Annotated in this window: 25 protein-coding genes, 1 tRNA gene and 1 pseudogene; 4 read left to right on the forward strand and 23 right to left on the reverse strand. The window is 35.3% G+C overall.

All coding sequences use genetic code 11. From position 1 onward, the window contains the following. Nucleotides 1–26 precede the first annotated feature (26 nt). Genes traM through AEQU1_RS04735 form a run of 3 tightly spaced genes read left to right on the forward strand, consistent with a single transcriptional unit; the run spans nt 27 to nt 2,197 of the window. The gene (gene traM, locus AEQU1_RS04725; protein ID WP_111879550.1) at nt 27–956 is read left to right on the forward strand and encodes a conjugative transposon protein TraM; all 930 of its coding nucleotides are present in this window, start codon (nt 27–29) and stop codon (nt 954–956) included. 31 nt (nt 957–987) lie between these two features. Continuing rightward, nucleotides 988–1,827, forward strand: coding sequence for a DUF4138 domain-containing protein (locus tag AEQU1_RS04730; RefSeq protein WP_111879212.1), 840 nt, complete (start codon nt 988–990; stop codon nt 1,825–1,827). A gap of 7 nt (nt 1,828–1,834) precedes the next feature. Beyond that, complete coding sequence (locus tag AEQU1_RS04735) at nt 1,835–2,197, forward strand: hypothetical protein (RefSeq protein ID WP_111879214.1); 363 nt, start codon at nt 1,835–1,837, stop codon at nt 2,195–2,197. Between the two features lie 7 nt (nt 2,198–2,204). On the opposite strand, the gene AEQU1_RS04740 is transcribed toward AEQU1_RS04735, so the two are convergent. The 22 genes and pseudogenes from AEQU1_RS04740 to AEQU1_RS04840 all read right to left on the reverse strand — a co-directional run bounded on the left by AEQU1_RS04740 (nt 2,205) and on the right by AEQU1_RS04840 (nt 24,210). Then, nucleotides 2,205–3,275, reverse strand: coding sequence for a DUF4238 domain-containing protein (locus AEQU1_RS04740; protein WP_111879215.1), 1,071 nt, complete (start codon nt 3,273–3,275; stop codon nt 2,205–2,207). A 19-nt stretch (nt 3,276–3,294) separates the two neighbouring features. After that, nucleotides 3,295–4,692, reverse strand: a complete 1,398-nt coding sequence (locus AEQU1_RS04745) for an RNA-binding domain-containing protein (RefSeq protein ID WP_111879217.1) — start codon at nt 4,690–4,692, stop codon at nt 3,295–3,297. Between the two features lie 16 nt (nt 4,693–4,708). Next, nucleotides 4,709–7,345, reverse strand: a complete 2,637-nt coding sequence (locus AEQU1_RS04750; protein WP_111879219.1) for a DEAD/DEAH box helicase — start codon at nt 7,343–7,345, stop codon at nt 4,709–4,711. Nucleotides 7,346–7,348: 3 nt separating this feature from the next. Beyond that, nucleotides 7,349–8,338: a virulence RhuM family protein gene (locus AEQU1_RS04755; RefSeq protein ID WP_111879220.1), complete on the reverse strand. Its 990-nt coding sequence runs from the start codon at nt 8,336–8,338 to the stop codon at nt 7,349–7,351. Nucleotides 8,339–8,408: 70 nt separating this feature from the next. Then, nucleotides 8,409–8,771 (reverse strand): DUF1016 N-terminal domain-containing protein, encoded by a 363-nt coding sequence (locus AEQU1_RS04760; RefSeq protein WP_111879222.1) that lies wholly within the window; start codon nt 8,769–8,771, stop codon nt 8,409–8,411. A gap of 2 nt (nt 8,772–8,773) precedes the next feature. After that, nucleotides 8,774–10,369, reverse strand: a complete 1,596-nt coding sequence (locus AEQU1_RS04765; RefSeq protein ID WP_111879224.1) for a site-specific DNA-methyltransferase — start codon at nt 10,367–10,369, stop codon at nt 8,774–8,776. A gap of 1 nt (nt 10,370) precedes the next feature. Next, nucleotides 10,371–10,592 (reverse strand): helix-turn-helix domain-containing protein, encoded by a 222-nt coding sequence (locus AEQU1_RS04770; RefSeq protein ID WP_111879552.1) that lies wholly within the window; start codon nt 10,590–10,592, stop codon nt 10,371–10,373. Between the two features lie 157 nt (nt 10,593–10,749). Beyond that, nucleotides 10,750–11,769 carry an ATP-binding protein gene (locus AEQU1_RS04775; RefSeq protein ID WP_111879225.1) on the reverse strand — a complete coding sequence of 340 codons (1,020 nt, stop codon included), beginning with the start codon at nt 11,767–11,769 and terminating at the stop codon, nt 10,750–10,752. Nucleotides 11,770–11,940: 171 nt separating this feature from the next. Then, the gene (locus AEQU1_RS04780) at nt 11,941–13,989 is read right to left on the reverse strand and encodes an ATP-binding protein (protein ID WP_111879227.1); all 2,049 of its coding nucleotides are present in this window, start codon (nt 13,987–13,989) and stop codon (nt 11,941–11,943) included. Between the two features lie 96 nt (nt 13,990–14,085). Then, nucleotides 14,086–14,436: pseudogene (locus AEQU1_RS16280) on the reverse strand (type IV secretory system conjugative DNA transfer family protein); the annotation flags it as partial. A 100-nt stretch (nt 14,437–14,536) separates the two neighbouring features. Continuing rightward, nucleotides 14,537–15,091 carry a type 1 periplasmic binding fold superfamily protein gene (locus AEQU1_RS04785; RefSeq protein ID WP_111879229.1) on the reverse strand — a complete coding sequence of 185 codons (555 nt, stop codon included), beginning with the start codon at nt 15,089–15,091 and terminating at the stop codon, nt 14,537–14,539. A 19-nt stretch (nt 15,092–15,110) separates the two neighbouring features. Beyond that, a complete protein-coding gene (locus AEQU1_RS04790) occupies nt 15,111–17,510 on the reverse strand; it encodes a TonB-dependent receptor (RefSeq protein WP_111879230.1) in 2,400 nt (799 codons plus the stop codon). Between the two features lie 38 nt (nt 17,511–17,548). Then, complete coding sequence (locus AEQU1_RS04795) at nt 17,549–17,878, reverse strand: hypothetical protein (RefSeq protein WP_146743714.1); 330 nt, start codon at nt 17,876–17,878, stop codon at nt 17,549–17,551. A gap of 170 nt (nt 17,879–18,048) precedes the next feature. Further along, entirely contained in the window at nt 18,049–19,629 is a 1,581-nt protein-coding gene (locus AEQU1_RS04800) for a type IV secretory system conjugative DNA transfer family protein (protein ID WP_111879233.1), read from the reverse strand. 9 nt (nt 19,630–19,638) lie between these two features. Further along, on the reverse strand, nt 19,639–20,670 hold the full coding sequence (gene mobB / locus AEQU1_RS04805) for a MobB family relaxase (RefSeq protein WP_111879235.1): 1,032 nt from the start codon (nt 20,668–20,670) through the stop codon (nt 19,639–19,641). Between the two features lie 11 nt (nt 20,671–20,681). Next, nucleotides 20,682–21,062 carry a BfmA/BtgA family mobilization protein gene (locus tag AEQU1_RS04810; protein WP_111879236.1) on the reverse strand — a complete coding sequence of 127 codons (381 nt, stop codon included), beginning with the start codon at nt 21,060–21,062 and terminating at the stop codon, nt 20,682–20,684. A gap of 441 nt (nt 21,063–21,503) precedes the next feature. Further along, nucleotides 21,504–21,701: a hypothetical protein gene (locus AEQU1_RS04815; protein ID WP_026754830.1), complete on the reverse strand. Its 198-nt coding sequence runs from the start codon at nt 21,699–21,701 to the stop codon at nt 21,504–21,506. An 11-nt stretch (nt 21,702–21,712) separates the two neighbouring features. After that, complete coding sequence (locus AEQU1_RS04820) at nt 21,713–22,093, reverse strand: DUF6876 family protein (RefSeq protein ID WP_111879238.1); 381 nt, start codon at nt 22,091–22,093, stop codon at nt 21,713–21,715. Nucleotides 22,094–22,170: 77 nt separating this feature from the next. Continuing rightward, nucleotides 22,171–22,515, reverse strand: coding sequence for a single-stranded DNA-binding protein (locus AEQU1_RS04825; protein ID WP_111879239.1), 345 nt, complete (start codon nt 22,513–22,515; stop codon nt 22,171–22,173). Nucleotides 22,516–22,590: 75 nt separating this feature from the next. Then, complete coding sequence (locus AEQU1_RS04830) at nt 22,591–22,935, reverse strand: single-stranded DNA-binding protein (RefSeq protein WP_111879241.1); 345 nt, start codon at nt 22,933–22,935, stop codon at nt 22,591–22,593. 17 nt (nt 22,936–22,952) lie between these two features. Further along, nucleotides 22,953–23,093, reverse strand: coding sequence for a hypothetical protein (locus AEQU1_RS04835; RefSeq protein ID WP_181566718.1), 141 nt, complete (start codon nt 23,091–23,093; stop codon nt 22,953–22,955). A gap of 1,044 nt (nt 23,094–24,137) precedes the next feature. Then, a tRNA-Met gene (locus AEQU1_RS04840) sits at nt 24,138–24,210 on the reverse strand. Nucleotides 24,211–24,384: 174 nt separating this feature from the next. Here AEQU1_RS04840 and AEQU1_RS04845 point away from each other — a divergent pair. After that, nucleotides 24,385–25,950: a hypothetical protein gene (locus AEQU1_RS04845; RefSeq protein ID WP_111879244.1), complete on the forward strand. Its 1,566-nt coding sequence runs from the start codon at nt 24,385–24,387 to the stop codon at nt 25,948–25,950. On the opposite strand, the gene AEQU1_RS04850 is transcribed toward AEQU1_RS04845, so the two are convergent. Next, nucleotides 25,947–26,300 (reverse strand): STAS/SEC14 domain-containing protein, encoded by a 354-nt coding sequence (locus AEQU1_RS04850; protein ID WP_111879246.1) that lies wholly within the window; start codon nt 26,298–26,300, stop codon nt 25,947–25,949. The genes AEQU1_RS04845 and AEQU1_RS04850 overlap by 4 nt on opposite strands. Nucleotides 26,301–26,346: the final 46 nt, after the last annotated feature.

Below are 26,346 nucleotides of genomic sequence, written 5' to 3' on the forward strand. Positions count from 1 at the left end.
ATAATGGGCATTTAAAAACCACTATTATGAAGATAGAAAAGAACAAAATAGTATTTGCAGCAGTATTGGCTGTGATTTTCATATTCCTGATTTCATATTCCGTGATGGTAATGGGCGATGATGAAAGTGAAAATGAAAACCTTGAACAGACCCTCATACCCGATTTAGAAGAAAACCAAAAGGAATATGATTCTAAATTGGATGCCATAAATGATTTGAAAGAAGTGCGTGAGAATAACGCACCTAGCATTTATGATGAAAAACTGATTGATTCCTTGGGTTACTACGACCCTGATTTACCCGAACGCGAAAAGAAACGTATTGTGGATAGCATCTATGATGCTGGAAGGATTCAATATTCGGAAAAACAATATCAGAACTTCGGGAACAAGAAAACTGTCCAACAGAATACCAAGAAAATTGATTCAACTGATTTCCAAAGGGAACAAAAAATTCACGCAAAAGAATTGGGTTTAGAGCATCAATTGTTCTTTGCAGCTTCGCCTAAACCAAATGAACTTTCAGTTATCGAAAATACAGATGCTACCATTCACGTAGTTGTAGATGGCGACCAAGTTGTAAAGGTAAATGCAAGGTTGCGAATGCGTCTTACAAAAGCTGCTACAATAAATGGTAAAAAGATGCCTAAGAACACGACAATTTTTGGTTTTATCAGCTTTCAGCCCAATCGTGCTTTGATTGAAATTGAAAACATAAAGCATCATCCCACCAGACTAAAAGCCTTCGATTTACAAGATGGTAGCGAAGGTATTTATGTGGAAAATAACTTTAGGGCAGAAGCTACCAATGAAGTTCTGGACGATATTATTGGGGATATCAATATTCCGACTGTACCACAAGTGGGTGGAATTACGAAAGTACTCAAACGAAATAACCGGAATATAAAAGTAACGGTATTGAACAATTACAGATTAATTCTAAAACCAAAATTATAAGCCCATAATGGGTATTTAAAATATCACTCTTATGAAAAATTATATCATTATTTCGGCTCTAATTATAATAGCCGCTTTCGCGAAAGCAGACGCACAAACAATACACGCACTTGACACTATTTATGCAAACGATACCAAAAACGTTGCGCTCTTCTTTCCAGAACCCATTCGACAAGGGATAACCGGTTCAGATAATTTCATATTTACGTACAATCGTGAAAAAGAACAATATTTTGGACTTCTTCAGGCAAAGCCTGGGAAAGAAAGCAATCTATTGGTAGTTAATAGAAATGGTTCGATTTTTTCTTATATTGTAAGGTATAAAAAACAGCTATCAAAGCTTAATTATTTCATTCATCTATCAAATAGTATTGGGAATGAAAAACCAATCGTAACCGATTCGATTCAAGTTGAAACTTCTGAAAAAAGTATTGATAACAGAATGTATTATTATCAAAAATTCTGTTCTTATCTTCTTGACAGAAAACAGCGTGTAGGTCGGATTAAGAAGCGAAACGAAGGCATTGTTTTGAGTGTTGAGAATATTGTTTTTGATAAAGAAGAACTTTATTTTGTTATTCAGATTGAGAATAATACTACGTTAGATTACGATTTGAATTTCTTGAACCTTTCGGTTGAAACTCGACAAAAAGGGAAAAGAAAATCTTTACAACGTCTCTATCAAGAACCGATTTACAAACATTATCTGCCTTCAAAAATCGTAGAAAATGAAACGGTGCGATTCGTTTATGTACTGCATAAATTTTCATTGTCCAACGACCGCAGGGTAATTTTGGAATTAAACGAGAAAGATGGCGAACGAAATATTGAACTGAAAATATCGCATAGATTTATCAATAACCCAAATTAGTATTATTATGAAAAGAATAGGCATTTGCTCGCTCGTACTTTTATTCATTTCCTGTTCAGGGAACACGAATATGTCGCCTTCTGAAACTGCCAAAGCTGTTGCGGAAAGTTTTTTTTCAGAAGATGAATCGACTCTAAAAAAGCATACCACATCAGAAGGCTATGCCAGTTTGATTACGGTTCAAAATATGATACCAGATTCGGATAAAGAAGTCGAGGTAAAGATTTTAGAAGAATCTATCGATGAAGAAATTGCTTGGGTAAAATATAGTACAACCTTTGATGGAAAATCTGGTATCTTCAAACTGGTAAAAGAAAATAACCAATGGAAAGTCACTAGCAAAGGGCCGAGGGAAAAGGGGCCTTTTTGAAAACAGCCTAAGTATTACTTTTCAATTTACTTTTATCCATTTCCATCCATTCAACAATTTCTTTATTACGATATGAATTCATACCTATATTGTCTTTTTCATTTCGAGCAGCATCGGTCACTTTAAGAAATGTAAATTCAGGATTATACAAATGCTCTATATAATATGAAAGTAACAATTTCTTATCCGGGTTCGCTGTATCAACTACTTCATCATTGACGTATTTATCTTTCTTGTGCCAAAAGGCTTCATCAGCTAAGTTTTTTATGTATTGAGCTTTCTTTTTTGATGAAAAATAGATTGTCTCTTCTCCTGATATTGCTTGCAAAAGGTTTAGATTATGAATGTCATAATCATCGGTTATGGACACCGAACTCTCATTCTCAAAATTTAATATATACGCCCATTTATCGTAGTATATTAAATATAGCTTTGGTGAAATCGGGAAGAAAATTATTAATCCAGTACTTAATAGACCACCATTATTAGGGAATTTTTTCCGAGATAATTGGATAGGATTAAATTGTAAAAATGGATTATCAGAAATTATAAAATCTGTAGTCGTCTCATTTTTTAACAGACCTAAACTCAAATCAGCTGTTATGACCCAATTATCCATATTATAAGCTAAATTAAATGCTGCTGGTTCTGGATGTAATACTCTATATTTTGAAAAATCTATTTTGCTTAATTTTTTATCAAATTGAGTAAATTTTTGAATACCAGAATTTATTTTTTCTTCTGTATTTGCAACCGATGCTTTTGTCCTAAAAGCATACATCATCACAAAGTGAAGAAGAAAGGAATAATCCTTTGTTCCAATTTTCGGAAGGTTACCATTCCCTTTAACAAACTTGATAATATTGGAAGCTCTGCTTTCACTATGACCTAAATAGTCTTCAAAAACTTCATCTTTCCCATAGAAATAATTTTTTTGAGCCTGAGATTTTATAGGTGCATTTTCGATTTCCCTTTCTGTAGTTTTTTGAAATAGATGAATCCCTTTGGGGTTTGTTGTCGATGAGAAACTTCTAAGAAGAAATTGAGAAATATAGTGCTGTCTTTTTTTTTCTGCCATCTACAAATATTTTGGGTAATTATTCATCTTTTTCTTTAAGAATAACTTCCCAATAGCCGCGCGTACCACCTTTTCGCTTTATAAAGCCCGCATCCCTCAAATTATTTAAGTGTTTTTGAATTGCAGATTCATTGATATGTAATACTTCCGCTATTCCTGAACGACTTATTCGGTTATCTGATTCAATTAACTTTAAAACTTCTTTTTGTCTTTGAGTTATTTGATTTAAATTATCGATGGTAGAATTTTTTAGACCACCTATTTGACCACCTTTTAGACCACCCATTGCACCACCTATTTGACCACCTTCTTTATCGTCTTCAGAAACAGTAGATTCAACAGTAACTTCTTGAGCCACAAAAGTCATTCTTAGGAAATTATCTGAAAAACTAAAGCTCTCTTTTCCATAGTATTCTAAAATACGAGGGATACCAGAACCCAATTGTTCCACCAACTCCAAATCCTTAAAGATTCGCATCAGTTCCTTGTTCCGTGGGACTGAAAAGCCTTCGAAAAATTCTTGTTTGCTCAATCCTTCTGGCAGACCGCCAGCCGATGTGATTTCAATTCTATCGGTAAAGATTTCAAACTTCGGTAAAATCTCATTTGTATAGTCATTATGCACGAATGCATTAATAATCGCCTCTCGTAAAGCGATAGGATTCCAAAGGTTAGCTTGTTCTCTTTCCTTGGCTGTGATTTTTGTGGTAGTTCTGTTCTCGACCGCAATTTTATCTATCACTTGTTTAGTGGCCTTTACTAAACATTCGTCGCCATATTCATTGCTTTCTATCAAGTCCGTTCGATTGGTGCCAGAATATTTGGCAACCTTAATAGAAGTGTTATTCTTGTCTGCCAAAAGATAGGCGGCATAGTTAAATGAGTCGTCTTCGGTTAATAGTTCTAAGTTCTTTGCAAATGCTTTGCCGAGAATATGTCCAGATTCCTCATAATAGATTTTCAGTTGGCTAAAACTCAAATCCTGCCGTCCTGCTTTAATCTTGCTGATGGAATTTCGAGTACGTTTCGCAAAAAGTTCATCAATCATTTTTTGCGGCATAGGTTCAGCAGCTGAACCCAAACGAATAACACAACCTTTTTCACTCATCCCATATTTTTTGAGATGATATGGTTTTTCCGGGCCACTTGCGACAATTACCTTTAGGATATCCTTTCCATCCCTAACTTCACTAACAATATCGAATAGACCCATTGCAGAGGGCCGAATGTTATTCTTTAACCTGTCTTTTATTTTGAGTTGGTCTCTATCAGCATCTGCCAATCCGTAAGTGTTTCCATTTTTATCGATACCAATAAATAAAATACCACCTTCACGATAGTTTAAAAAAGCGATAACCTCTTTTTCAAGTCCTTCGGAAAGTTCTCTTTTGTATTCTATACGATTGGTTTCGGTCATAGTTTTTTTGTAGTTTTTACATTCCGCTTATCAATTCCTTTGCTTTATCCAATGTGTAAGCGCCATTCACTTCTTTTTTGTCAAAAATCATAAAATAGGAAGAGTCGTGTCCAGCTTGTTTTTCCCATTCATTGCCCAATCTACATTTGCCTTCGCTATCAGAACCGTCTAAATGGTCGCCCTTGGTTTCTATTAAAATCGTTCTACCAGATTTTGTCTGCAATATAAAATCAGGATAGTGATTTGCCTTAAACCCGTTGATGTAAAAACCTTTTCCTCTTTCTAAATTTCTGTGCCAAAAGGCAACATTGGCAGCTGTTCCGATTTCCATAATAACGCGCTCTTCAAAGTTATTCATTGTGCCTTCCTTTTCGTATAGGGAATTTCCAATTGAAGAACCTACAGTTCCGGGAACAATTTCTTTGCCTAATCTCCAATTATCCTTTGCAGTTATTCGTTTTGATTTAATTAAATCCATAAATCTGGTTTCGGCGTAACTGTCTGAAAGTTGTCTGATTTTAGATTTTATTTTATCTGTATAACTCCACTTTCTAACCAAAATATCACGCATCTGTTCGGCATTCATTCCCTTTAAAATCCTGCCGACGTAAATTTTTATTTCCTGGTCTGGAATTGGATACATATTCCCAATAATCTGCATAATTTGATGCGTAATATCACTTATTTGGGCATCTTTTGGTTTAGCCAAAATATATTCAGCAATTGGATCTTTTACTTGGCTTTCCTCAATTTTTACCCAATCTGGCGAATAATTATCCTTTACTGTTTCAGTTAAATCTACCTTATATAAATCTGAAGAAATTTTGTCAAAATCGATTTTGATGTCTTCATCAGAAAGTTTAAAATCTTTCAACAAGGATTCCCTATTCAACAATTCTTGTTCTGTTCCAAAAATGTCGCTTGCGGTTACCTTTAGAAAAAATTGGGGAAAATCGATTTTTTCTATGATTTCTTTATTCGCTTCTTTTACGCGATAGCGTTTTACTTTATCTCCCATTTCCTGAAACATATTTTCGTCTATAGGTTGCTTTTCTTGTTCCTTTATTTGTTGTTCCAATGCTGCGTTCTGTTCTGCCGCCATTGTTTCTATTTCTACAATTACGGAAGTATCTTCACTATCATCTTCAGCTGCATCCGCATTATAAGAAATACGTTTTTTATCAATAAATTCTTCTTGTTCTTCGGGATATTGTTCTGGAAATAAAAAGGAATCAACAGGATTTATAACTTTGCTTTCTTTTTCTTCTTCTGTCATTTTATCAGCAGCACGATGTTCGTTACCGCTAAAACCAGAGGCCTTTAATCCTTCCACAATACTTTGTAGGGTTTCATTGAATTTTGCTGATGCTGTCAATACATAAGAAAGATTCAATTGAAATGCCTTGTGTTTTTGTACATAAGGTTGACGTAACACACGACCCAAAATTTGCTCAACATCAACAGCACTGGACTTATCTGCTAACGATGCCAATATATAGGCAAATGGACAATCCCAACCTTCTTTTAAAGCGTTGATTGTAATTATATAACGAACCTCACAGGATTTATCCAATAAATCAATTCCTTTGAGCTCGTCAATATTTGCTGTTTTAATTTTTATTTGGTTTTCTGGAATGCCTAACCCTAATAATTGTTCTTTTAATTTTTCGAATGTGGTATTGTCGTCCTTCGTTTTTGGTTGTGCTTGAAACAGCACAATCGGTCTAATATATTTACCGCCTTCTGTTTCTTGCTTTTTAGCCAAATTTTCCAATTTGCGTTGCAGGTGCAAGGCGTTATTAATAACTTCTGTTTTATCGTGACTGTTATAAACGATTACAGGAAGTTTGACCATATGTTCCTTTTTCAATTCTATGGCAGGAACTAAACTAACAATGTTGCTATTGGCTTTTGGTGTTGCAGTTAAATCTAAAATGAAAGATGGATTTAAGTTTTTGAGCATATCTACGCTTAAATCACTTTCTGCATTGTGGCTTTCATCAACCACTAATACAGGGTTTAAACTTCTAATAACGTTGATAAGCGCAGTATCATCAACATCATCTAATAGGTGCTTTCTGTTAGCGTATTGTGGCACAAAAGATTCCAATTGCCCATTTTCCTGATATACTTTTCTGTCTTCTTTGTTTTTTGCTCGCAAGCTGGCAAAACTCAAAACGAATATGCTTAATTGTTCTTTTACAACCGTGGGATTAAAATTTGAGCCTTGCAACAAATCTTCCTTTTGGTAAATGGCAACTTTGTTATTGAATAGTGCATTCAACTTTTGACGATAGGGATGCTCTGGATTGGATAGCGCATTTACGGTTTGTTGCAATAAATTGCTCCAAGGCACTAACCAAATAACAGCTTTTGTTTTTGACGTGTCGTAAGCTGAAAAAATGGAATGTAACGCATTAACGGCTATAAAGGTTTTACCGCCAGCTGTTGGTACTTTTATACAAACGTGTGCAGCTTTTGGAATGTTATTTTTATATAATTGCATTCCGGTATTGTCCAACGGATTGTAAGGCCCAATTTTATCTTCCCAATAAGTATTGAAAGCAGTTGCGACATTTTTATGTTCTTGAACGTACTCCAAGTATTCTTCAAGATTATCTATTACTTTTTGTTGGTAGCTTTTTAATTCCATATCCTATTTTTTCAATTTCTTGATTTGTTTATCGAAATCAGAAATGATTTTTTGGGTCTTATTGAATTGGTCGTATTCCTTTCCTGCTTTGGAAACAGCTTGCTTATGCGATTTTGTCCCTTTGCCTTCTAAAATTTTAAATTCATTAAAGTTTAAAAATTTATCAACACTATTTGCTAATCCTTCCATCGTAAAGGTGTTTTCACGCTCTATGAGGTTTTCGATATAATCAAAATAACCAGTTACTGTGCGTTCCAATTGTTTAATTTCTTTTTCCTGCAAGTAGTTTTTGGCTAAAGTTGTATCTGTCTTTACGATTCTACCTTCTGGAGCATTCTTCCAAGTTGTCAAACCCATATTTTTCGTTTTTGCATTGGCATTTTTAAAAATAATTTCAGCAGCGGTTCTTCCTGTAATGGCAAAATGAAACTTGTTTTGCACCATTGCATAAAAATTTTTGGTAATTTCAGCTTGGGGATTGTAATCTATACTGCATTCTGCAAAAATATCGGTAATTTGCTGGTAAATTCTGCGTTCACTGGCACGAATGGAACGTACTCGCTCCAATAACTCTCTAAAATAATCTTTGCCGAAAATTGCTTCGCCTTGTTTCAAACGATTGTCGTCTAAAACAAACCCTTTAATAATATATTCTTTCAGGGTTTTGGTTGCCCAGATTCTAAATTGTGTTGCCTTTGCAGAATTTACCCGATAACCTACAGATATTACCGCATCTAAATTATAAAATTTGGTTTTATAGTTTTTACCATCTGCGGCAGTTGTTTCCAAAATGGAAATAACTGAATCTTCTGCTAACTCATTGCTCTCAAAAATATTAGCTAAATGTTTATTGATGGCAGGCACACCCACATCAAACAATTCAGCCATCATTTTTTGGGTAAGCCAAATGGTTTCATTTTGTAGTAATACTTTAAGTGTAATAGCACCGTTTGGAGCGTTATAGAGAATGAAATTATTTTGTAAATTACTCATTTGTCTGGATAATATTTTTTTTAATTTGTTAGGCTTTTCAAAATTTTCTCAACCTTTTGCCGTTCGTTTTTTAAGTTCGTTCTACTATCCTATTTATTGGCATTAAAATTATAAAACAATACCAACTCAATTGTCGCGCCACTGGCGCGACTATTTGAAAATCAGAAAACACGTCTGCAAACTGCATCATTCTTCGCAAATTGCTAACTCCAAAACTTTTACCGTACTTTTCAGATAAGGCTTTTGCCAATTGGCTCACAACTTCCTTGCCATAAGTGGCGCGTTCATTGTTAAGGATATCTGCATTTATTCTAAATCCAACTTGCCAATATACTAAAGTAAGCGTAGTATTCACTTGCGCTACCACTTGCTTTTTACCTTGCTCAATAATTTGAGAGACCTCTTGAAATAATATGTGATTGATTTCTCCCATATTTAGAATTTGGTTATATCTCTGGGTATTTTTTTAAAAATGATGCTGTTTTTTGCCATAAAGTCTTTTGGCAACAAACAATTATCTGCGTAGATAACATAATTTTCTCCTTTGGTTTTTATAAGTTCCAAAGCATCAAAATCTAATGTTGTAAGCTTGTTTTTCTCGTATATGAAATAATAAACCGTATCATCTTTTACACCTAATTCATAATCCTTAAATTCTATTTCAGAATTATAGGAAGTCCGCGTTTCTGAAAACCAGATGTATTCCCGTATTTTTTCAATGCCCACTTGCTCGTTTAAGTTATGGTCAGCATCAAAAAGTGGTAATCCCAATTCGTAATAGTCAAATGCACCACCAGTTCCTTCAATGGCTTTTGCACCATTTCCGAAACCTTTGGTTACGCGCTTTACTCTTTCGGCAGTAACATCATTGGCATAATCTTCCATTTCCACCAAAATGAATTTTCTATTTCCGCCATCTTGTTTGTTTAAGTTTAAAACTGCGTGTGCGGTTGTTCCAGAACCTGCAAAGGAATCGAGGATGACTGAATCTTTATCAGAAGCTATTTGTAATACTCTTTCTATTAATCTTGGCGGCTTCGGTGTATCGAAAGGAAAACTACCTATATCGTTTAGTTCTTTCAAAACTTTTTTGGCCTCTTGATTATCTCCAACTTCTTCACGAAACCAAAGAGTTACAGGAACAGTTCCCTGCTGAACATCATCTAAAAATCTTTTTATTGAGGGAACATTATTTCCTTCTTTGCCAAACCATATTCGATTTTCAAGAACCATTTCCTGAAATTTATCTTCGTTTACTCTCCAACAATAACCACTCGGAGGATTAACAATTCTACCAGAAGGTGTTGTAATTGGATAATCAGTATTAGAGTTATAGGTTTTTACCGAAAGGTCGCTTGATTTCCAGTTTCCTCGTTTATCATTGTCTAAATTTTTATATCTTTTATTTTGAGCAATAGTTCTGGGAAGAAGATTTCTTTGCCATTTATCTTTGGATTTAGTATAACATAAAATAAAATCGTGCATATCCGATAAATAACGCGCATCATTTTGGGGACTATATTTTTTTTGCCAAATAATATTATTGATAAAATTTCTTACTCCAAAAATCTCATCACACATCAATTTTAAATTTGCCTGCTCATTATCATCAATTGAAATAAAAATAGCACCATCATCCGCTAACAATTTATGAAGTAGTTGCAAACGTGGGTACATCATACACAGCCATTTGTCGTGTCTTGTTAAATCTTCGCCATCTTTACCAACAACCTCTCCAAGCCATTTTTTGATTTTAGGATGATTTACATTGTCATTATACACCCAACTTTCATTACCTGTATTGTATGGTGGGTCAATATAGATGCATTTTACTTTGCCTTCATATTCAGGCAAAAGACTTTTGAGGGCTTCCAGATTATCGCCGTGAATTATTTTATTTCCACTTTGGGTTGGCTCATTTTGTTCTCCTTTTTCCGCAGTAAAACCGTATGTGTGTTCCAAAACCCGGTAAGGCACATCTTGATGATGATTTATCACTTTATCTTTTCCTATCCAATTGAGTGTTGGCATATTAGTGTTGGTCTTTATCTGCCTTATCGGCAGACAGGTTAGAGATTATCAATTCTTTTACATCCACGTCCAAAATGTTGGCTATATCCATTAGGGTTTCCAATCTTGGTTGTTGCCTGTTTTGAGCGTAGGCATTAACCATATTATAGCTTTTGCCAAGCTTTTGAGCGAGCCAAGTTTGTTTTATTCCCTTTTGTTCCAGCACTTCCTTAATTCGGTTCATTTTAGAACTTGTTTTTTCAGCTACCAAAATAATCAAGTTAATTTATATATCTCAAAAAATTGTGTATAAAATGTAAATAGTTTGTTTGTGGTGGTGGGGAAGCGGCATTGAAATTTGGGGAAGTATAGTCAATACCGCGCGTTAGGATAAATTTGTATCAAACTTTCATCAATTCATCAATAGTCTTTTGCTTAATGATGCTGTAAACGTCTCTTATGTTATTCTCAAAAATGAAAACATTGAGGTCATAATCGCCTTTTCCAAATAAATGTTGACTACTCATTTTTAGTGTACCATACGTTTTATTATTATGAAATCTTTCGAGCAATTCTTCTATTTTAATAATTGAATGATTGAGCAACATTCTGTGTTCGAAAAAACTATCATCCGCTTCCATTTCCTTTTTAATCATATCTGTCGTGATATCGATAAATGAATAAGGATTGGTTTCTATTCCGTTTAGAGATATAAAAACTTTTTGAATTCTGTATTTATGATTTTCCGCATTGTCGTGCTTTATACCTCTTATTTGAGCGGAACAAAATATTTCGAGTTCACTTAATTGATGGATTTTGGCGATGTTTAGTAAATCTGCAATTATGACTGATAATTTTTCTTGATTAAGAGTCAGTCTTTTTAATATTTCAGAGATTTTGTCGGTTAAAGTAAGTTTTAAGTTACCTGGCAACGCTTTTAGCCAATCATTAATCCTGATAACGTCAATTGCATTTGCTTCTGTATTGGAAGAGCCATTTCGATAATATACCTTTCCTGTTTCAAGACCTTTTAACTTAATAGTTGGTGTAATTGGCAATTCGTATTTTGCTATTGGAAATTCAAGAATACCAATTTTCTTGCTCTCATAATCTAATTCGTAATATTCAAAGAAAGGACGTGGAAAAACTTTGTCTTTTACTTTTTCTTGAAGTATTGCATCATCAACAGAATTTTTTAGTCCTACCAAGTCTAAAGTTTTATCTTTCTTTTCTTTAACACCAAAGAGAATAAAACCATTTTCAGTTCTTATAGTGTTGGAAAAACTAATAACATCTTTTACAAATTTGGCTGTATTCTTTAAGTCTCGGTCATTTGCGAAATCATAAAGATTTTCTTTAAAATCTAATGTTGAAGATTCACGTTGTTCAAGGATGATGGTTAGTGTTTCGGTAGAAATCATATTATGTTTTCGATGGTTTGTTTTAATTAGTTGTAATTTTTAAAGAACCACGGAAAACGCATTTCGGAAAATTTTACAAGTAGAAAATTCACGTTAAGAAATTGGACGGATTATCAAAATAAGATAAGTCTCAACTATTCTTGATAATTTTTTAATATAATTTTTCTCTTTTTATTTCACAAGTCGCAACTGTGCCGATATTTTTTCATCAATCAATTCTGCATATTCTTTTTCAAATTTCTTTTTTACAGATTTGTCTTTTATATTAAGTTTGTTCGCCAAATAACTCAATTTTCTATTGTTTTGTTCTATTAATTCGGACCACTCCATCACGTAAACTTCTATATTTTTTTCTGTCTTCCGGTCGTACAAAAAAGGATTATCAGGGGAATTCAACCTTCTGGAGTTGACCTGCGATTTTGCATATTTTGTGAGACGTGATGAAATTAAAATCAATTTATATTTGACCTTCTCATTAGGCAAGCCTGAATGCTGTTCTATTGTAAAAGCATACTCATCAATTTGATTTAGTTCTTTTTTACTAATTGCACATTTAGGAGACTTTAATTCGACGACCATAATTTCCTTTTCGTTAGAGTCGGTAATCTTCTCATTGAAAAAGAACAAATCTGTTATATCATTCAGACCTCGCTCGTCTAATTCAATCAAGTTTTCATCCTCATTAGTTGGCTTGTATTCAAAATATTTTTCCCTCAATTCTTTCAAGATATTGCCAATCTTCTTGTCTGACCATAATTTAGGAGTTCCATTGTAATTTTCCCCAAATAACCATAATTGGTCTTCTACAATTTTATGTAGTTGGCTTCTTTCTTTTATATGTTTTGATATTTCTCCATAGGTTAGTTCGTGAAGAAATTCTAAAAATTCTGTTTTTTCTGCTACTACGCTCGCAAAATGGACAACATCCTCTAAATCAGTTTTCTCCAAAAGATTATGAAATTTCTCCAAACTTTCCTCGGAAAGTTTTAAAACTTTTTTGAAAATGTACTCAATATTCCCATTTCCTATCGCCTTATCAAGTAAAGGGTATAAAAAGTTTCTTATTTTATCATCCTTTTGAATCAATTTGTGCTCATCTTCTAAAAGGTATGCAACTTTTTTGAAGAGGACTTCTTGTGATTTAGAAGCTGGATGCTCATTATTTTGATAAGGATAGTATCTATCTTTTTCTAAATCCTTTAAAAACTTATCGAATCTTTTATTTTTTGCCTTAAAGAAATCATTGACTGTATCTTTTATAGTGTTCTTCAGATTGTTGATTTCTGCTTCGCCCAAAGTTTCCAAATCCAAATTTCTAAATAAATCTGTATTCAACATTGGAGATTCTATGTATATAAACCACGTTCCCAAATCAGGCGTGTACCAATCTGAAGAATAAGTGTATTCGTGTGCAACACTTTTTAAACCTGCATTATCGGTTTGAAAAAATACTTTGACTTTGTTTAGAGTAGAATTGATATTATAAAAATAAAAATTCAGGTTGTGAGTTTTTCCTTTTTTGTCAGTATACTCAATTGATTTTTTGGAAGGTTTATCAATAACAAAATGTTCTCTTTTTAAAGTTTTTCCATTAATAATAAAGTTCACTGTATCGTGAAAAATCTCAAATGGATAGTGTTCAAAAATTGCCTGATTTATATTCGGTTTTAGAAAATTTTCGTGAATTCTGTTCCTTTTTGCTAATTTTTCCTGCTTATTATGATGTAGTTGCTCAATGGTAACTTTATAATACGGGTTATGCTCTCCATCAAGATATTCGTAATCAACTTTAAACTCTGTGTCTTCTAATTGGGCATCATTAAAATCTAATGTATCTATACTGAATTTAGTTTGAGAAAATTGTTTTTCCTCGCTATCGTAGCCTACTGTATCAATATGCATTAATTCTCCAATTTGGAGAGAACTAAATCTACCAATACCCTGACCGCTTGGTTTAACAGTAGTTCCAATTTCCAATACCCTGTTTTCAAATTCGCTATAAGGAACGCCAAATCCATCATCTTTAATCTCTATTGATTTTATTGGAGCTTTGATATTTGCCTCATTTACATATTCAATGTTTATTTCAATATTTTTTGCTTTTGCCTGCAAAGAATTGTTTATTAATTCACGAAATGCCTGAAAAGTATCCTTGTACTTTGTCAAAAGGTCTTTAATTACCCTTGTGTTTGTCGTAATTTTTTTGGTTGTTGACTTCATTTTCTTCGAATTTATTTGGGTAATTTTATATATAAACAAATATATAATTTTATAGACCAATTTTTAATTGAATTAAATTCTTTAAATGATATTACTTCATTTGAAAATAGACCTCGCCTCCTCATAAACCCTCTCAAAATTAGCCGCTAAATCTGTTTGGGGAAACTGGTTAGAATCCTGTGGCAATTCCCTTGGTATATTAGCCAACTTAAATTGAACCTTCATATCTGTCCAATCTGCATACGTAATAAATTCGACCTGTCTCAACCTAAAGAAAACAACGGCTCTTATCTTTGTAATTTCCTTTTCGCCTATCGTGATGCGTGTATAAAAATCCAGATTATGACCTCGACTCACACTCTTGGTAGAATCCTTAACAATCTCAAAAAACCGTTCGTAATATTTGGTGGTGTCAGGGTCATTGACTTTTCCAAAAAACTGGTAGGATTACGTTTTGTTAACTTATCAATAAATAAAATGCCCCCTGCATATATTTTTACAGAGGGCATTTCTTTTAGGAACAAATAAAAGTGTGACTAATTCAAATCTATTGTACCGTTACGTTAAATGTTGCTGCAATATCTGTCTCTCCTCCAGCATCGCCAAGACCTGTGTTTGGCTTTGTTGGCAAGTGACGTAATGTAAACGTTAATGTTCCTGAACTAGTTGCATCTGCTGTAAGTGTGAACTGTGTACCCAAGTTGTTTCCATCAGCATCAAAATTAGAATAGGCTGTCGATACCTCAAGCCCACCACCAATGGTATAAAAAAACTGATGTTCCTCTGCTTCTTCTTCTACTTCTTCGGTAATAATTTCGGGTGGGTTCACGGTTTCGTTAAGCAGAACGATTGTACCATTATAGGCAACACCAGTTGCTAAATTTCCTGAAACAGAAATAACAGGGGCGTTCGGACCATCGCCATCCAAATCGCGGGTCTGTAAGGTAATTGGTGTTCCACCTCCATTTGGCGCAAGGGTTACCGTCATTGTGGTAATCACTTCTTCTTCATTTACTGGCTCTGGCGTATCGTCGTCTTTTGAACACGACACGAACAATACTGTTGCAAAAATTGCAGTTGCTAAAAATTTTACGTTTTTCATTTGTTTTTGATTTTAAAAATTAATAATTGAGTTTGAGATTTAATAAAAAGTTTCTGCCCAAATCGTCTGCATAATAGCGCAGACGGTTCAGGTAATTACGATATGATGTGTTTAATAGATTGGTAATACCAAAACCTACGGTAAGTGTTGATTTTTGAGTGGCTTTAAAATCGATGCTTGAATTAAAATTGAGCAAATGGTAAGCATCTGGCGGTGTGCTTAAGTCAACTATTTCCATCGTTTCGGTCTCTGGTATAAACACTTCAAAATTGTTATTGGGAAATTCGTTTTGGCGAAACACATACTCACTTTGTAATGCCAACCGTAGATTCTTGAAATCAGGATTTTGATACACAATTTCGTTCTTGGTATTTACGGGTGGCATACTTATCAAGGGTTCATCCCTTGTGCGGTCGTATCCTTTTACAAGTGAAAATTGATTGTTGAAGCGTAAGTTTTTGGCAAAGGAATATGACGCATCAAAATCTACTCCCAAAAGTTGGGCATTCGTTTGTCTGTATTCCCAAACTTGAAAATTACCCCGTACCGTTTGCTGGATTTCTGTGGGTTCGATAACGATAAAGTCGTTAATGGTGTTTATAAAAGGACTTACTGAAAAGCTAAATTTTTCATTTTCCCGTTGAAACGTCAACGCCAATTTATGGCCGATTTCTGATTTAAAACGCAAATCGCCCAACTCGATGCGGGAAGCGGAATGGTGCAAGCCCTCGCTAAAAAGTTCGGAAGGATTGGGCGCACGGGATGCCAATGAATAATTGAAAAACAGTTTGTATTCATCGCTAAAGGCGTATGTGGCTCCCAAAGTTGCCGAAGCGTTATTAAAATTAAGTTGCGGATTGGTCAAAATCTGATTGTCCAATTTTTCGACTACAATTTCGGGGAAGAGTTCGTCATAATTACGGGATTCCCAAAAAGAGGTGCGGTAGAATTTAAAAACGTCCATATAGGTATAATCAAAACGTCCTCCTGCTTCCAAAAGCAATTTATCGTTCAATCTGTAATCCGCTATGGCATAAATTCCCAAATCATATTTGTCATAATCTGGTATCAACCTACGCACTCCCGTATTTGGGTCTGCAAAGTTGTTTTGATATCGTGCCATTAGACCAGTTTTTAGGCTTACTGCATCTGTTATATGAGAATCCAAATCGAGCATCAACGTATGTGTGTCCAATTGTAAATCCAACGAAGCGTTGTCTTTATCTGCACCACGCCTAATATCGAATTCCAAACGTTTGTTCCGCTGAAAGTCATATTGCAAGCTCAATTTTCCGAAACCATCAAACCTTTTAAATCCTTTTATCCGTGCCAAATGGTGCGTAACATCTTGTTTTGGCGCAATGATATTGTAGGTAAAGTCATTTATCATTAAAGGTCTGTCACTATTTATTGCCCGAATTTGGTCTTGCGCACCGCCCAAGTGGGATGCCCTTAAAATGCCGATTTCATTTTTAAAAAGTGAATAATACGCCTCAATTCCATAATCAAACCGATTAAGCCCAACGTGAAAAGAAGCATTGCGTTCAAAAATCCCTGTATTGCTCAACACATAATCTGGTGCTTCAAAATCGCCAAAACGTTTTAATGTTCCTTGCACGGTTGCATACCAACCACTTTGATAGCTTTTTGTCAATTGAGAAGTCAGCGAAGTACCGCGACCATTGCTTGCTCCCGTAAATAAGGTTTTTCCATAAAGACTATCTTTTACAGGAATTTTTGAAGCTTCGGCAACAATCACTCCTCCCAAAGCATCGCCACCGTATTGCAATGCGCCTGCACCTTTTATCAGCGTTAAATTTCCTGCGGAATTGATATCAACATTTGGGGCGTGTTCTGCCCCCCATTCTTGGTCTTCCATCCGAACGCCATTATTTATAATGACAACACGACTGCTATGAAGGCCATTAATCAATGGTTTTACAACTGTGTTTCCAGTATTAAGTGAAGAAACTCCGCTCAAACTGTTGAGTGCATCGCCCAAAGTACCGCTGCTAAAACGTTCTAATTCTTCTTTTGAAATAGTATTTTCGAGTATCGTTTTGGACTTGTTGCTGTAAGCTTTTCTCGCAACGGTAATTTGGTTAAGTTCTTCCAAATGGTGTTCCAATTTAAAGTTTTTGGTCGTGTTACCAGTTACCTTAATCGTAAATCCTTTGGTCAGGCAGAATGGATGCGATACCTGTATGGAATAGGTATCATCGCATAAATTTTTAAGTATAAATTTCCCATCGAGGTCTGTCACTACAGCTTGTTCAGAACCTGCAACAATAAGTGTTGCGCCTACAAGCAATGAACCATCGTGAAGGTCTGTTACCGTACCGGAAAGTGTGTTATTACAATTTTGTGAAAAAGATGTAATACTGCATAATAGCAGTATAAATAGTGCATACGTGCGCATATAGATTCTTAATTAACATTATTAAAAGTGTTTGTTTATTAAGAAAGAGTAGGTGGTGCGCGAAGCTGGGTATTGGTTATTTTAAAGGAATGAAACTGTAAAGAAGCGAAGTTTGCTTCAATTTTTACAGGGATTGATGGAAGTAATAATTCAGGATATTGGTCAATATCGTAGTTGAAGGATGCCAAGTGAAAATGACATATTTCACACTTTACTTCGGATTTATGTATATGGGTTGTCTGTTCGGTGCAAGCAATGTGTTCGTGTCCTTCAAACATATGAACAAACTGAACGGCAGTAGGCAACATTAAAGCTACGAAGAGCAATAATGCGGCTATATTTTTGCCAAGCTGTTTTTTATAATCCATTGTTTGCATTGTATCGAAAACGCAAAAATAAAGAAATATTGTGGAATTATGTTAATAATTATACAAGAAGTAAGAATGAGTTGGTTTCTATTCTCTTGATTCAAACTTGAAGATATGAGCTAAAATTTATATTTTAAATGGATAAACATTTGTTTTGCATTAAATGAAATTCATTTAAATATCGACCGCGCCTCATCATAAACCCTCTCAAAATTAGCCGCTAAATCTGTCTGGGAAAACTGGTTAGATTCCTGTGGCAATTCCCTTGGTATATTAGCCAACTTAAATTGAACCCTCTTATCCTTACCATCTGCATAAGTGATAAACTCGCCTTGCTTCAATCTAAAGAAAACATCTGCCCTAATCTTTGGGATTTCCTTTTCGCCTGTAGTTACTCGCGTGTCAAAATCAAGATTGTTTCCACGACTGATACTTTTCGTTGGGTCTTTGACTATCTCAAAAAAGCGTTCGTAATATTTTGCGGTGTCTGGGTCGTTTACCTTACCGAAAAATTGATAGGATAAATTGCTCAAAATTGCTTTGCTCGCCTTGTCGCCATACATCATATCATTTTGAATCTTGTCCTGCATCACATAAATCGTAGAAATGTTATAGCTTCTAAGGGTTGCAGGAATCCGGTGCATATTTAATAAACGTATTGTTGGTGCTTCTTCCATTAGCAGGAACGAAGATTTGGAATTCCGTACACTCATTTGCTTTGTGATGGTGTGAATAATAGTTGCAATAACTGGGGAATACGAAGTTTCAAATTTCGGATTATTCACAATCGAAATCACACAAGGGTTTTTGGGGCTATTTATATTGAGTTCTACTTCATCTGCGGACAATACCATAAAAATTCGCTGCGTGCTAATTCGTTTCAGCGCATTAGCCAAGGTGCTTTTTACACCTGCGGTCTGTCTTTCAGAATCCTTACCGCTAATAAATGCATCTGCCATCGCTCTCGATGTTGTATTGGTTTCCAAAAACTGGATAAGGCTGTCCGTGTCCAGATATTGATAAACCGCTATTAAATGAGGCAATGTACAGTATTGAGAATAGTCGGTTTTTAACTTCCAAATCAATCCGCCAATCAATCCTTCCGCAGCATCGTTGAAAAATTTGGTCGTTCCAGTTGTGCCAGATTCCCTTTGCTCCAAAAGGTTTTCAATCAATACCCTTGAGACCTCATTTACGCTTTCCTCGTTCTCTAAATAGCGAGGTGCGATGGGATTTGCCCTATGGATGATTTTATCGAAGGAAATGACCTTAAACGGGATATCACTATCCTTGAAAAGTGGATATGCCATTTCGGTCAATTCAAAATCTTTGTAGTCGTGAATAATCCCGCAAAACCCTTCTTTCCGGAAGTGTTTCAGAAAACCATAAACTACACTTTCAGTCTTTCCACTTCCGGCAGAACCGATGACCGATGCGCCACGTTTAATGTTATCCAATTTAAAATTTCCTTTGGTCGTTGCAAAGTTGACCTGATATTTACTGTCGCCATTTTTTGGGCTTTCGGTTTTATGAAGGTAAACATACAATCCTATATTAATTAGCATTAGCGGACATACTAAACAAAGCAGTGTCAAAGCTAATCCTGATTCCTTTGCAATAAAAAATGCCAAAGTACCAATCATTAAAAGATTGAAAGCGAACGCATATTTTGATACCCGAAACATTCCGTAGAATACAGTACTGGCAAAACCAATAATAAAAAGCATTGTTAAAAGATTTTCCATTTGCATAATGCTAATTTAGATTCCGATGGAACTTGATTTGATGGCCACTTCCGCACCACGTCGAAGCCTGTTAAAAATTTTCATTGCCAGTTGTGCTTGGGTGACAGGAATAGTCGGCATCATCGGAATGCCAGCTTTGCCCATTATTTTAAACGCCAATGCCTTTTCATTGGTGGGCAATTTCATCAATGATGCAAAATAAATTTTCGGATTTTTGATAAAATCTTTGCGAGCTTTATAGGTCTCGGCAAAGTTTCTTTGATAGCCAAACTTTTTATCAAAGGTTTTCTCGGCGTTTGTAAAAAATTTATCACGGTCAAAACCCCGTTTTACCGTCTTACCATTTAGTTCAACATCGGAAGCTTTGTATTTACTTCCTGGCGATAAGCTGAATTTGTTAGACGCATCTTTCCGGCTCACAATAATATGGATATGGCTTTGACTGCCTTCCTTTTGCATTCCCTGTACGATGCGCTTTCCGTTCTGTTGGTTTGGCGCTGCCTTTTCTAATTTGGCGATTTCTCGTTCCATCGTTTTGATGTTTCCTGAAAGTTCGCCACGTTCCACCTTTCTGATATCGGTTTTCATCTGAAGTATTCTCGTGGCAAAAGGTTGGTTTTCCTGTACCTGTTTGTCCGTTCCCTTAAATGTCCTCTGGTGCTCGATTTTTGCATAATATTTTATGTCATCGATATTGACCGGTCGCCCTTTGATTTCACGATTAAATGAAGCCACATAATCCTTCATAATCTCGCGCGTATATGTTTTCAAATCTTCACTATGGTTCTGCAATCGTTTCAGTTCATATTTTGAAGGACTAACGGTAATAGAGTAAAATCTTGGTTCGGTCTTTTCCAGTTTTGCAGTATTGCCATCGATTTCCCTGACCACTTCCTCTGCCGAAATCTCATCGCCATTTTGGTTAAAAAAATGCTCCATATCCTCCTGTTCTAACCCTTGGTTTTCTTTTTCCAAATAGCCAACAAAATCCGCCGAACTTTTAGAATAATTGCCTCCCATTTTTTGGGGTGTTATTGTAATGTACATAGCTCTAAAATTTAGAGTTCGTTGTTTGGATTTCCCTTTTCCTTAAAACGCACTTCATTCTTTTCTCCCATAAATTTCTTCTCCAAAATCAACGGTTTCTTTTTGGGTGCTTCGGTCTGAAAAAGTGATTCCATCATTGCGACCGTCGGCTTCGTTTGGGTCATTTCCATATCTCTCATAATGGCGATAACGGCATTGATACGTTTCTTTAAATTGGCTTCGATTGTCCTTCCAGTCGGGCCCAATTTTTCTTTTGGAGAAATCTCATTGTAAAAGAAAAAATCGAGTATTGTTGCCATCGCCTCGGTGTGCGATTTGAAGTGAGTTTTGGAAAATTCCTGAAAACGTTTGGCAGTTGCCCGCTTAAACCTGATTGTGATGAATGAGTCCATTTTCTTTCGCTTTTTTGTGCATTTGACGTAAATCCATCCCTGTTTACAGGCTGTTCAAGGGCATTTGACGCAAATCGAAGAAACCTATATAATTCGTTTATTTTCAATATATTGAAAATCAAAGCATTATACGCTAAAAGGAATATGTAACGCGGCTCTGCCCGTTACCCTCTTGCTATTCCTTTTCGTCCCGCTATCGCGGGACAAAATTTCATACAATCTGGCTAAAAAGCCAATTGCCTTTTTCGGAACTGTTCAAATTCCGATTCGTAAAAAAAAGATGGATACAGCTATCGGCGAAAGTCAAAATAGGATAGCTATATAAATTATGTGTGCTGAATTTCAGCGAAATAAAGATACGGTTTTTTATTGAACTGGAATTACTTGAACAGAAAAAACACCTCCAAAATTTAGAGGTGCTTGATTATTAAGTTTAGAAAATTAGATGTTGAATATGAACTTATAGGAATATAAATTTCGTAATGCTTCTTCCTCTATCATCGTTTCAAAACAGGTATAGTTTTCCCTTACGTATTTGCGAATATCATCGCCAAATTTTCGTTCCACATCTTTTTTAGAGTTTTCTAAAAGTCGGTTTTGAGCCTCTTCGCTCAAGTCTGTAAAATTGAGATATACCATAGCTTTAGATTTTAATATTCGCTTGGTAACATCAGCGTATCATTTACAAAAAATAACCGCAATTCATCGAGCGGAAAATCAGTTGCCCGATAGCCGTGTTTTTCCAGAATATTATCGTTGCCATCCGTGTAAATAATTTCAGCTTCGTAGCCTGTAATATCTTGTTCATCTTCGGGTAATCTTTTAAAATCGATGGTTACAAATTCGCTTCGGTTCATCAGACTTTTTGCAATTACGGAAGTGTCCGTAATGAGCCAAAAACAATCCGCTACATCAGCAAGATATTTCAATCCGTCCGTAAAACGTGTTCTTAATAATGGGATTTGATAGAACATTTCCGTACCGTGAAAATGTTGCAATCCTTCTTTTATTTCTTTAACTTGTGCTCTCATTGTTATCTGTTTTTATTAGTGGATAATTAAATAGAGGGCGCAATTTTGGAGATTGGACGCCCTCTTTAGTTTTAATATTACTTACTGTTTTTGTTACCAAGCAAAAGAATTTCCCTTGCTACAACTTCGGTATAATATCGTTTTTCGCCTTCCTTGGTTTCATAAGAGCGTTGTGCCAATTTACCTTCAATGGCAATTTGTTTACCTACAACTGCATACTTCTCAATGATTGTAGCAAGTTTTCCCCAAGCCACAACACTATGCCAATGGGTTTCAGATTGCTTTTCCCCTTTTGCATCCTTGTAGTTTTCATTTGTAGCCATTGAGAACTGCGCCACAATTTTTCCATTTTCAAGATTTGTAATTTGCGGGTCTTGCCCAATGTTTCCAATTAACTGAACGTGATTTTTAATAGTTTTCATAATAAAAGTTTTAAAGATTTTTAATGAAAAAAGGGCGCAACTATCGAGAGGAACGCCCTCTTTAATTTTTAAGAATTACTTGTCATTTTTACTTCCAAGCAACAAGATTTCGCTTGCTTCAATTTCGGTAACATATCTTTTGATACCGTCTTTGTCCTCGTAGCTTCGGGATTTCAATTTCCCTGTAACACCTACCTCTTTGCCCTTACCTACATATTTTTCAATGATTTCAGCAGTCTTGCCCCAAGCCACAATGGTATGCCAATTGGTTTCCGTTTGTTTTTCGCCTTTGGCATCCTTGTAATACTCGTTTGTTGCGATTGAAAAACGGGCAACTTTCTTACCGCTTTCAAGGTTTGTAATGGTTGGCTCTTGTCCAACGTTTCCGATTAACTGTACGTGATTTTTTAAAGTGCTCATAATAAAATATTTAAGAATTAATTAAAATTGCTATCTGAACCATTCAGACAGTTTGCGTTTATTTTTTTTTGAAGTGATTTACTTATTATATCTTGAGTGTTTTCCTTTTTTGTTTTTTTTGGTGCCGCTTCCTTTTTGATGTTTTTGTAAGATTTCATAAGATTCATTTTAGATTTACTTCCCATAGCGCCCTCGTTGTTACCTTTTTTTGTTGCTGATACATTTTCAATATTTGGAATTGATAAGGACTTATAAAAAGTGAAGCGCAGCGAGAACGGTTTATGCAGTCCGTTCAACTTCCAAATGTTGGTATTTTGCTATCAAAAAAAGGGTATAACAGCGAGGGTGCGGATGTACGTCTAAAAGCTTTTGTGAATTACAATAACATAGGAAGTGGCACCAAATGATTAAATGGAATTCCTATCAAGCGGACTGCGTTCACGATTTCGGATTGTAATGGAGTGCGCTTCCCGGCAAAGCGGGAAGGGCAAGCGGAATGAAAAGTAGAAATTGTGGATGGTGTCCAAGATCCTTGTAGGAAAGCTCTTTGCCCGGAATGTAGCTTTTCGCGGAATGGAGGGGAATGTGCTGAACGGATTATGGAAATTGATTATCCTTATTTTATAGGATTTAAAGCGGACTGAACTTCAAAGATGTAGATTGGGAATGAAGTGTTCCTGTCGTTTTTCAGGCAGGGTTAACGTAATGGAAATCGGAATCTTTGGAGTTTTGTCCAAGACCTTTGTAAATAAGCTCTTTGCCCGAAATGCAGCTTTTCGCGGAATGGAGCGGCAATGTGCTGAACGGGTTATGAAAACGAATTATGTTCTTAAAGTAGGATTTAAAGCGGACTTGACTTCAAAGATGTAGCTGGAAATGGAGTTTGACCGCTTCCCGACTTTTCTCGGGAATGGGCGGACAAGTGGAATGGACAGCGGAAGCTTTGGAGTCGTGTCCAAGACCTTTGCAATGAAGCGCTTTTACCGAAATGTAGCTTTTGGCGAAATGCAGGGGAATGTGCTGAGTGGACTATGAAACCCAAATTTCATTAAAACTAGACTGGAAAAATAAAATGTACTAGCATTTGACACAAAAACGTATCAAATTAAAGTGGGCAAGAAAAATCTTTAAATGTTGTACCTATGTTGTACCCAAGTCATAAAAAAAGGCCTCACATTTCTGTGAAGCCTTGTCCTTACTAGTAGCGGGAACTGGACTCGAACCAGTGACCTTCGGGTTATGAGCCCGACGAGCTACCTACTGCTCTATCCCGCGATGGATTTTCAATATTTCATCTTTAGCTTTAAACTTTCGGTTCATAATGCCGACAGAAATATTGGTCTGCAAAGATACAAAGGATTTTGAACCCCACAAGCCGTAAAACATAAATTTTTGCAAAGTGTCAAATAAAGTATTTTTTGCATTAGTATCTTTTACTACCTTTAAATTATGAATAAAAGTTTTAAGAAAATAGTTTTTGCATTATTAGCCTTAGGGGCAGTGTTTATCGTTGGCTCCGTTTCTATAAATATAATTTTAAAAAATAAACTTGAAAAATTCATTCAAGAAAGGTTGCCTGAAAATATGGCCCGGGCTTATGATGATATACACGTGGAATCTTTCGGGGGTTCTATTGTTGTAACAAATGCTTCGCTAATTATCAAAAACAAGGAAGACGACCTTAAGCACACTTATATAAGTGTGGAAAAACTGAAAATTTCAAACATTAGTTATTGGGATTATTTGTTCAATGATGAGATCCACGTTAAAGCCATTTCACTTGAAAATCCTAAAATCGCATATTACAAAGATAAGATGACGGCATCGAAAGATACTGTTCGCAAACCAGTTGCGCGAATTTACAAGCCCATTATCATAGACCGTGTTCAAATAAAGAACACCAAGTTTGCTATTTACGATAAGGAAAAGGATTCTACAAAAATTTATACAAGTGGGCTAACCGTTGAAGTGACTGGAGTAAGAGTGGATAATGAAACCGCTATTCGTAAAATCCCTTTTGATTACAAAGATTTTGAAGCCAAAAGTGATACTGTTTTTGTTAAAGTAAGCCCTTATGAAAATCTTACCGTCGAAGACTTTTCAATTAAAAATCACAATGCCATTTTTAAAAATTTGCTTCTTAAAACAAAATATTCCAAAAAAGAACTTTCCCGAATTATAACAAAGGAACGCGATCATTACGATCTTTCGCTGGAGTCTCTTTCCATTGCCGCTTTTGATTTTGGTTTTAACCACAATCGCTTTTTCGCAAAAAGCAAACAGGTATCGCTAAAAGCTCCTTTTCTTGAAATTTATCGAGATAAGTTAGTTGCCGATGACCGTACAATAAAGCCCTTATACAGTAAAATGCTTCGTGATCTACCATTTGAGCTAACCGTAGATTCATTAACAATTGCTGATGCCAAAATAAAATATGAAGAAAGACAAAAGGAAGAAAACATGGGTGGTTCCATTAATTTTGAAAATCTGAATGCTGCTATTTCTAATGTGAGCAATACTTACAAAAGTCCTCAAGAAACCAAGTTAAAGATCACTGCAGATTTTATGGATAAAACTCCTATTTCAGCAGACTGGAGTTTCGATGTTCAAAACCCGCAAGACCAGTTTATTTTTAAAGCAGAAGTGGGAGCTCTAAATGCAGATAAGATGAATAGTTTTACAGAACCAAATTTAAAAGTAAAACTGGAAGGCAACACAAATAAAACCTATTTCACGATTGATGGCAACAACGAAACTTCCAAAACGGATATGAAAATTAACTATTCCGATTTCAAGGTTACAATTCTACAAAAAGACGGAAAACGAAAAAACAAGCTTCTTTCTGCAATTGCAAACATTTTTATATCCAAAGACAGTGAGAAAAAAAATGAACACTTTCGTGAAGGATCTGCTGATGCAATACGAAACAAAAATCAATCTGTTTTTAATTTTTTATGGATAAGTTTGAAAAATGCACTTGTAAACACGATGCTTGGAGGTAATAAAAAAGATTAATGACTTATCCATTGTATTGCTTCGAGTCTATTCTGTCCTGAAAAAATGCGAATTTCTGCATTGAAAAATAACTTTTCGAGATTGCTAATAACCTGCAGCCATCTCCGGTCCGTAACAACTGCAACTTTATGAAAACGGTTTCCGGTCTTAACTTTAAAGGGAAGGTTTTTTAGTATTGCCTTAAACGAAATGTCAGCATTAACGGTATCCTCGAGATAGAGATTTACTTTATCATAAATTTCGAGCTTTTCACTTACTTCAGCCTGTATTTTTTCAATAGCAAGTTCGTCATAAGGACCATCAACAATAAATCCTATTATATCGTCTGCAAGACTAAAGGTGGAGAGCATAAGGGGGATTTTTGAAGGTTTGGTTTTTAAATTTAAGAAATTTAAT

The sequence above is a fragment of the Aequorivita sp. CIP111184 genome (genome assembly GCF_900489465.1).
GTDB lineage: Bacteria > Bacteroidota > Bacteroidia > Flavobacteriales > Flavobacteriaceae > Aequorivita.

Excerpts from the sequence above, each read along its gene's own strand:
- AEQU1_RS04755 (WP_111879220.1), bottom strand. The coding sequence starts at position 8,338 with ATGAGTAATTTACAAAATAATTTCATTCTCTATAACGCTCCAAACGGT.
- AEQU1_RS04730 (WP_111879212.1), top strand. The coding sequence starts at position 988 with ATGAAAAATTATATCATTATTTCGGCTCTAATTATAATAGCCGCTTTC.
- mobB (WP_111879235.1), bottom strand. The coding sequence starts at position 20,670 with ATGTACATTACAATAACACCCCAAAAAATGGGAGGCAATTATTCTAAA.
- AEQU1_RS04845 (WP_111879244.1), top strand. The coding sequence starts at position 24,385 with ATGAATAAAAGTTTTAAGAAAATAGTTTTTGCATTATTAGCCTTAGGG.
- AEQU1_RS04775 (WP_111879225.1), bottom strand. The coding sequence starts at position 11,769 with ATGATTTCTACCGAAACACTAACCATCATCCTTGAACAACGTGAATCT.
- traM (WP_111879550.1), top strand. The coding sequence starts at position 27 with ATGAAGATAGAAAAGAACAAAATAGTATTTGCAGCAGTATTGGCTGTG.
- AEQU1_RS04795 (WP_146743714.1), bottom strand. The coding sequence starts at position 17,878 with ATGGATTATAAAAAACAGCTTGGCAAAAATATAGCCGCATTATTGCTC.
- AEQU1_RS04750 (WP_111879219.1), bottom strand. The coding sequence starts at position 7,345 with ATGGAATTAAAAAGCTACCAACAAAAAGTAATAGATAATCTTGAAGAA.
- AEQU1_RS04745 (WP_111879217.1), bottom strand. The coding sequence starts at position 4,692 with ATGACCGAAACCAATCGTATAGAATACAAAAGAGAACTTTCCGAAGGA.
- AEQU1_RS04810 (WP_111879236.1), bottom strand. The coding sequence starts at position 21,062 with ATGGACTCATTCATCACAATCAGGTTTAAGCGGGCAACTGCCAAACGT.
- AEQU1_RS04825 (WP_111879239.1), bottom strand. The coding sequence starts at position 22,515 with ATGAAAACTATTAAAAATCACGTTCAGTTAATTGGAAACATTGGGCAA.
- AEQU1_RS04765 (WP_111879224.1), bottom strand. The coding sequence starts at position 10,369 with ATGCCAACACTCAATTGGATAGGAAAAGATAAAGTGATAAATCATCAT.
- AEQU1_RS04835 (WP_181566718.1), bottom strand. The coding sequence starts at position 23,093 with ATGAAATCTTACAAAAACATCAAAAAGGAAGCGGCACCAAAAAAAACA.
- AEQU1_RS04800 (WP_111879233.1), bottom strand. The coding sequence starts at position 19,629 with ATGCAAATGGAAAATCTTTTAACAATGCTTTTTATTATTGGTTTTGCC.
- AEQU1_RS04815 (WP_026754830.1), bottom strand. The coding sequence starts at position 21,701 with ATGGTATATCTCAATTTTACAGACTTGAGCGAAGAGGCTCAAAACCGA.
- AEQU1_RS04735 (WP_111879214.1), top strand. The coding sequence starts at position 1,835 with ATGAAAAGAATAGGCATTTGCTCGCTCGTACTTTTATTCATTTCCTGT.
- AEQU1_RS04790 (WP_111879230.1), bottom strand. The coding sequence starts at position 17,510 with ATGCGCACGTATGCACTATTTATACTGCTATTATGCAGTATTACATCT.
- AEQU1_RS04770 (WP_111879552.1), bottom strand. The coding sequence starts at position 10,592 with ATGAACCGAATTAAGGAAGTGCTGGAACAAAAGGGAATAAAACAAACT.
- AEQU1_RS04780 (WP_111879227.1), bottom strand. The coding sequence starts at position 13,989 with ATGAAGTCAACAACCAAAAAAATTACGACAAACACAAGGGTAATTAAA.
- AEQU1_RS04760 (WP_111879222.1), bottom strand. The coding sequence starts at position 8,771 with ATGGGAGAAATCAATCACATATTATTTCAAGAGGTCTCTCAAATTATT.
- AEQU1_RS04740 (WP_111879215.1), bottom strand. The coding sequence starts at position 3,275 with ATGGCAGAAAAAAAAAGACAGCACTATATTTCTCAATTTCTTCTTAGA.
- AEQU1_RS04820 (WP_111879238.1), bottom strand. The coding sequence starts at position 22,093 with ATGAGAGCACAAGTTAAAGAAATAAAAGAAGGATTGCAACATTTTCAC.
- AEQU1_RS04830 (WP_111879241.1), bottom strand. The coding sequence starts at position 22,935 with ATGAGCACTTTAAAAAATCACGTACAGTTAATCGGAAACGTTGGACAA.
- AEQU1_RS04850 (WP_111879246.1), bottom strand. The coding sequence starts at position 26,300 with ATGCTCTCCACCTTTAGTCTTGCAGACGATATAATAGGATTTATTGTT.
- AEQU1_RS04785 (WP_111879229.1), bottom strand. The coding sequence starts at position 15,091 with ATGAAAAACGTAAAATTTTTAGCAACTGCAATTTTTGCAACAGTATTG.